General features: G+C 68.6%; 5 protein-coding genes and 1 pseudogene. 2 read left to right on the top strand and 4 right to left on the bottom strand.

Annotated features, from left to right (window positions below):
- Nucleotides 1-34: 34 nt before the first annotated feature.
- Together rsmD and H8S47_RS18945 are read right to left on the bottom strand one after the other, a co-directional pair.
- Complete coding sequence (gene rsmD / locus H8S47_RS18405; protein ID WP_187505223.1) at nt 35-571, bottom strand: 16S rRNA (guanine(966)-N(2))-methyltransferase RsmD; 537 nt, start codon at nt 569-571, stop codon at nt 35-37.
- Nucleotides 572-1,359: 788 nt separating this feature from the next.
- A pseudogene (locus tag H8S47_RS18945) lies at nt 1,360-2,166 on the bottom strand (pseudouridine synthase); the annotation flags it as partial.
- 99 nt (nt 2,167-2,265) lie between these two features.
- On the opposite strand from H8S47_RS18945, the gene H8S47_RS18395 reads away from it, so the two are divergent.
- A complete protein-coding gene (locus H8S47_RS18395; RefSeq protein WP_187505221.1) occupies nt 2,266-2,697 on the top strand; it encodes a response regulator in 432 nt (143 codons plus the stop codon).
- A gap of 85 nt (nt 2,698-2,782) precedes the next feature.
- Nucleotides 2,783-4,114 carry an MFS transporter gene (locus tag H8S47_RS18390; RefSeq protein WP_187505220.1) on the top strand — a complete coding sequence of 444 codons (1,332 nt, stop codon included), beginning with the start codon at nt 2,783-2,785 and terminating at the stop codon, nt 4,112-4,114.
- Between the two features lie 6 nt (nt 4,115-4,120).
- On the opposite strand, the gene H8S47_RS18385 is transcribed toward H8S47_RS18390, so the two are convergent.
- Nucleotides 4,121-4,597, bottom strand: coding sequence for a DUF6628 family protein (locus tag H8S47_RS18385; RefSeq protein WP_235983051.1), 477 nt, complete (start codon nt 4,595-4,597; stop codon nt 4,121-4,123).
- Nucleotides 4,598-4,665: 68 nt separating this feature from the next.
- Nucleotides 4,666-5,979: bifunctional folylpolyglutamate synthase/dihydrofolate synthase (locus H8S47_RS18380; protein WP_187505219.1), on the bottom strand; the 1,314-nt coding region annotated here is incomplete at its 5' end.

Genomic DNA, 5,979 nt, shown 5'->3' with positions numbered 1-5,979 from the left:
CCAGTCTGGGCTCCCGCCTTCGCGGGAGAACATACTAGGCGGGTCGGAGCAGGGTTAGTCTTGCCTTGCCGTGCACGCGCGTGGCGTCGACCTCGAAGCCCGCCAGTTCGACGACCTCCGCCTTCGCCGTCTCCAGGCTGATCCACGTCGCCGGGCCGACCCAACCCAGCCGCGACAGCTTGTCGAGCGCGACCAGTCCTGCACCGGTGGCGTAGGGCGGGTCCATCAGGATCACGTCGAGCGGCGCGGGCGCGGGTCCGAGCGCCATCACCGAGGTGGCGCGGACGTCCCCGCGGATCTCCAGCTTGGCGAGATTGGCCTTCAGCGCATCGACCGCCAGCTTGTCCGATTCGACGAACATGCACGTCGCCGCCCCACGCGACAGCGCCTCGATCCCGAGCGCGCCCGAGCCGGCGAACAAATCGGCGACCGCCAGACCCTCGAAACTGCCGACGCGGCTCGTCAGCATCGAGAACAACGTCTCGCGCATCCGGTCGGCGGTCGGGCGGGTGGTGTCACCCTTGGGTGCGGCGATCTGGCGGCCGCGATACTGCCCTGCGATGATCCGCATCAGCGCTTCCCTCCACGTGGTGCACGGGGCGGATGACCGCGCCCTCCCGACGGACCCTTGCCGGGCGCCGTAGGACGAGTCCCCCGCTCGGGCCGTGCCGGCGCATCGCGCACCGGCCGTGGTTCGGCACCCGGACGTCCGGACGCACTGCGCGCGGCACGTTTGTCGAGAGAATTGCGGCCCCGCGAGTCATCCGCCTGCGGACGGAAACCGCGCTGCGGCTCTTGACGCTGCGGCGTATCGGCGCGGCGTGGCGTCACCGTGCCCCCGGCACCGACCCGCGACGGGGCAGCCCGCTCGCGCGGCGGCTTGGCAGCGCGGAAATGCTTGATCTTCGGACTGGTGCTCAGCTCCTCGCCGCGATCCGCCCGCTCCTGCCGCACGTATGGCTTGGACATTTCGCCACTCGTCGGCCGAGCGTGATGCGCCCCCGTCGGCCGAGCGGCATTGCGCGCATCCGGCCGCGCCCAGGGATCGTTGACGTCGCCGCGCTGCATCGCCGCCGTCGGACGGATCCGCTCGGGGCGCGCAGGCCGCGACGGACGATCGGTCGGCACGGTGCCGCTCGAGAACCCCGAGCTTGCGGGCGCCGTGTACGGGCTCCGGACTGGCGTTCTTGCACCTCCAGCGGCGGCGGGTCGCGCACCCGGCGCCGGGCGCGTTGCGGCAGGTCGCGGTGCATTGCTGCCCCGTTGGCTCGACCGCGCCCCGATGCCGGCACCCGCGCCGGCACTCGCGCTGATCCCGATATTCGCGCGCGCACCCGGACCCTCCGGCCGACCCTTGGCGAGCTCTTTCTGGAACGCGACGACGTCGTGCTGGAGGACCTCGCCGATCTGCCCCGGCGGCAGATCGCCGAGCACGAACGGCCCGTAACGCGTCCGAATCAGCCGCGAGACCTGCAACCCGAGATGCTCGAGCACGCGGCGGACTTCGCGGTTCTTGCCCTCGGTCAGGATCATCTCGATCCACACATTGGCGCCGGTGCGACGCTCGATATTCGCGTTGATCGAGCCATAGCGTACGCCCTCGATCTCAATCCCCTCGATCAGTTCCTCGAGCTGCGGCTGCGTGATGTTGCCATAGGCGCGCGCGCGATAGGCACGCTCGACGCCGGTCGCCGGCAGCTCAAGCTGGCGCTTGAGGCCACCATCGGTGGTCATCAGCAACAGCCCCTCGGTGTTGAGATCGAGCCGACCGACCGGCACCAGCCGTGGCAGGTCCTGCGGCAGGCGATCGTAGATCGTCGTGCGTCCCGCGGGGTCGCGCTCGGTGACGAGCAGCCCGGTCGGCTTGTGATACAGGAACAGCCGCGCGGCGCTCGGTGCCTCGACCGGATCACCGTCGACCGTGACGCCGTTGAGATTGCGCAGGATCGTCGCCGGCGTATCGAGCGTCGAGCCGTTGAGCGCGACGCGCCCTTCGGCGATCATCCGCTCGATATCGCGGCGCGAGGCGATTCCGGCGCGGGCGAGAAGCTTGGCGATGCGGTCGCCCTTTACCGGTGTTGCAGGAGTTGCAGGCGCGTCGGGCGACGGGCTGGCAGTCGGGTTATCGTCTTTTGAAGTCGTCATGGCGCGGCTGATACTATGGATCGGCCGCCAGCGCGAAAATATTTGCGTCCGTTCGTGCTGCGGTGCGTTAACACCCGCAAGCGTAACGACCTTTCGCGCGCGTCCGGGGGCCTTTCTGCAATGTTGTTCGGGAAGAAGAAGCGGCAGATTGTCCGGCTCCTCGTGGTCGAGGACGAGCCGCTGGTGGCGTTCGATACCGAATATTTCCTGGCCGAGGCGGATTTCACTATCGTCGCGACGATCGATCGGGTCGCCGAGGCGCTGCTGATCCTGGAAAGCGACACCGTGGTCGATCTGGTCCTGGTCGACGTGAACCTCGCCGACGGATCGGGCATCGACGTCGCTCGCGCCGCGCAAGCTGGCGGCGTGCCTGTGATGTTCGTGACCGGAAGCTGCCCGGTCGAGGCGACCTCGCTCGCGGCGGGGTGCATGGCCAAGCCCTACGTACCGCGCGATCTGATTGCTGCGATCGAGGCGATCGAGGCGATGATCGGCGGCAAAAAGCCCAAGCGCGTGCCATCGGGGTTCACGCTGTTCGAAGCAAAGGCCTGACGCTCGCCGCCTTCCATCGCCTGACGGGTAGCGCGGTCGCGATTTACCGTTAGGGTCCACGCAAGCGAGTGGGAGCGTAAGTGCGATGGACGGAACCGAAGGCAAACGCTGGAGCGACGGGTTTCGGCCGTATGTCGAAAAGGCGCCGCTGGCTGCGCTCGCGCTCGGCATCTCGTCGGGCTTTCCCTACGCGATGATCGGGGCGACGCTGACCACGCGTCTGGCGGCGAGCGGCATCGACAAGAAGACGGTCACCGCGTTCAGCCTCGCGTTCCTCGTCTATAATCTGAAATTCCTGTGGGCGTGGGTGGTCGATGGCGTCCGGCTTCCGATCATCGGGCGGCTGGGCCAGCGTGTCTCGTGGCTGATCGTCACCGCCGCTTTGGTCGTGGCCGCGGTGGTCAACCTCGCTCTGATCGACCCGGCGGCCAGCATCGCCTCGACCGCAACCGCGGCGATCCTGGTCGGTGCGGCAGGCGCGACCTTCGACGTGGTGATCGACGCATTCCGGATCGAGACGCTCGAGCCGCGTCAATTGGGCGTCGGATCGGGTATGAGCCAATATGGCTGGCGGATCGGCTCGGCGGGGTCGGGCGCGTTGGCGCTGGTCGTGGCCGAACGGGCCGGCTGGAACGCAGCCTATCTGGCATGCGTGGTGTTCGCGTTGCCCGCGGTATTGGCGGGTTTGGCGCTGGGCGAGCCCGAGCGCCGCCGTCCGCCGATCGAACGCCGCGGGCTTGCCGAAGGGTTGCGGGTGATCTGGGGCCCGTTCGTGCAGTTCTTCTCGCGCGAGGGCGCGTTCGTCGTCCTGGCGTTCATCCTGATCTTCAAGGTCGGCGATACGCTCGCCAATCTGACGCTGCGGTTGCTGTTCGACGACCTCGGCTTCACCGGTGACGAGATCGCGTTCTACGATGTCGGGATCGGCTTCATCGCGTATCTGGTCGGCATCTTCATCGGCGGCATCCTGTATGCGCGGATGGGGATGAAGCGGTCGGTGCTGTTGTCGCTCGTCCTGATGGGCGTCTCGAACCTGTCGTTCGCGGCACTGGCGGCGGCGGGGCATTCGAACCTGGGCATGGCGGCGGCGATCGGCTTCGAGAATGCCGCGAGCGGGTTTGGCGGCGTCGTCGTGATCGCGTATTTCTCCGCGCTCTGCGACCTTCGCTTCACCGCGGCACAATTCGCGCTGATCTCCGCAGCGGCGAGCATCGTCGGGCGGATCGTCACCGGGACCACCGCCGGCGCCCTGATCGAGGCGCTCGGCTATGTCGACTTCTACCTGCTGACGACCGCCCTCGCGCTTCCCGGCGTCGTGCTCTTCTGGTGGATGAGCCGGTCGGGCATGATCGATCGTTCGATCGGCAGCGCGGGCGTCGAGGGAGAGGGCGACGCGCGGGCAGGGGACCCCGTCTAGCCGCGCCTACATGACGACCGGTCTTCCCTCGTCGGCAAACGCGGCCGCCACGGCCGCGGCGCTGGCGAGGACGCCGTCGACGCGGCGGACGCCGAGCAGGTCGGCCATCAGGTAGCGCGCGCTCTCCGGTGCAATCTCGACGCGTGAGAGGATCGATAACATCGCCGACTCCGCCGGCGTCATCCGCGCGCAGCAGCATGGCGCGATCGCGATCGTCCCGGCCGATGTGCCGGCTAGGTCCGCCATTAGTGCGCGAAGCAGCACCAGCGGGCGGCGGAAACTCTGCCCGAATGCGGTGAACATCGTGTGCGCCGCACGCGCGTCGGCAAGCCCGTGGGCCCCCATCCGCCGCATCGCGAACAAGGCGATTCGTGCGTTTTCACAAGGCGGTAGCGGATGCGGCAGCAACGTCGTCGCGCTGGCGAGCAGGTTAGCCGAGGCGGGCGTCGCACTGGGCGTCGAACTGGGGCGGGTATCGGTCATTCACGCGACTCCGTGGTGGTGACCACAAAGTCGCGCGTCCGTTATTGATAGTCAATAGCAATAAGAGCTCAGTCCGGCGGCTGGTCGTTCGCCGCGAGCACTTCACCGGCGAGGTAGAGCGAACCGGCAATCAGGACGAGGTTGGGCTGGGCGCTCCGCATACCGATCAGGTCGAGCGCATCGGCGGGGGTCGGCGACGTTTCGGCCGTCTTCCCGAAGCTTTGCGCGAGCGCCGCGAGTGCCTCGGGCGCGTGATGCGCGTGCCCCGGCACCGGGATCGCGACGACATGCCCGACCGACGGCGACAGGATGCGGATCACCGCCTCGGCGTCCTTGTTCGCGAGCATCCCGAGAATCAGCGTGACCGGACGACCCTTCGCCAGCGTCCGCAGCGCCCGCGCGACCGGTTGCGCGGCACTGGGATTATGCGCCCCGTCGAGCCATAGTTCGCTGCCGTGCGGCAGGCGTGCGAGCAGGGGACCGTCGGACAGGCGCTGCATCCGCGCCGGCCAATGCGCCCAGTCGGCGGCGGCGCGCATCGCCGCTTCGGTGATGTGCAGCGTGCCTTGGTGACGCAACATCGCGATCGCCAGCGCGAGATTGCGCGACTGGTGCGCGCCGACGAGGCGAGGGCGGTTGGTGACGACCGAAAAGCCCGCATCCTCGTAGCGCATCGTCGTCCGCGCGGTCTCGCTAGTCCACGCCGTGCCGCGCGCGATGACCGACGCCCCGGCCGCATCGGCGACGGCGGCGATCTTCGCGCGCAAGGCCTTGGGGTAGTCCATCGTGACGAGGGGTACGCCGGGCTTGGCGATGCCCGCCTTCTCGCCGGCGATCTCCAGCAACGTGTCGCCGAGGAACGACTGGTGGTCGATGCCCAGCGCGGCGATGCCGGTGACGACCGGGTTCGGGATGACGTTGGTCGCGTCGAGCCTGCCGCCCAAGCCGACCTCGACTATCGTCGCGGCGGCGGGCGTGCGCGCGAAGGCGAGGAACGCGGCGGCGGTGGTGACTTCGAAGAAGCTGGCTTGCAGGTCGGCGGCTTGGTCGAGGACTTCCGACAGCAGGGCTGCGAGCAGGTCGTCGTCGATTAGCGATCCGGCAAGGCGGATGCGTTCGTTGAAGCGGACGAGGTGCGGGGAGGAATAGACATGGACGCTGTGCCCGGCGGCCTCGATCGCGGCGCGGAGGAACGCGCAGGTCGAGCCTTTGCCGTTGGTGCCGGCGACGTGGAACACCGGAGGGAGGCTCAGATGCGGGTCGCCGAGGCGGGCTAGCAGCGCGGTTATGCGCTCGAGGCCGAGGATGTCCGCACCCGACGACAGCGCGGTGAGTCGGTCGAGCTGGGCCTGGACGGCGGGCGAAGAGGAAACGGCGTGGTC

Origin of the sequence: Sphingomonas albertensis, from assembly GCF_014358075.1 — a bacterium.
Taxonomy (GTDB): Bacteria; Pseudomonadota; Alphaproteobacteria; order Sphingomonadales; family Sphingomonadaceae; genus Sphingomonas; species Sphingomonas albertensis.
This window is presented reverse-complemented; position numbering and strand designations above follow the sequence as displayed.

Bases quoted from the DNA above. Each gene is read 5' to 3' on its own strand.
- rsmD (WP_187505223.1), bottom strand. From the start codon at position 571: ATGCGGATCATCGCAGGGCAGTATCGCGGCCGCCAGATCGCCGCACCC.
- H8S47_RS18395 (WP_187505221.1), top strand. From the start codon at position 2,266: ATGTTGTTCGGGAAGAAGAAGCGGCAGATTGTCCGGCTCCTCGTGGTC.
- H8S47_RS18390 (WP_187505220.1), top strand. From the start codon at position 2,783: ATGGACGGAACCGAAGGCAAACGCTGGAGCGACGGGTTTCGGCCGTAT.
- H8S47_RS18385 (WP_235983051.1), bottom strand. From the start codon at position 4,597: ATGACCGATACCCGCCCCAGTTCGACGCCCAGTGCGACGCCCGCCTCG.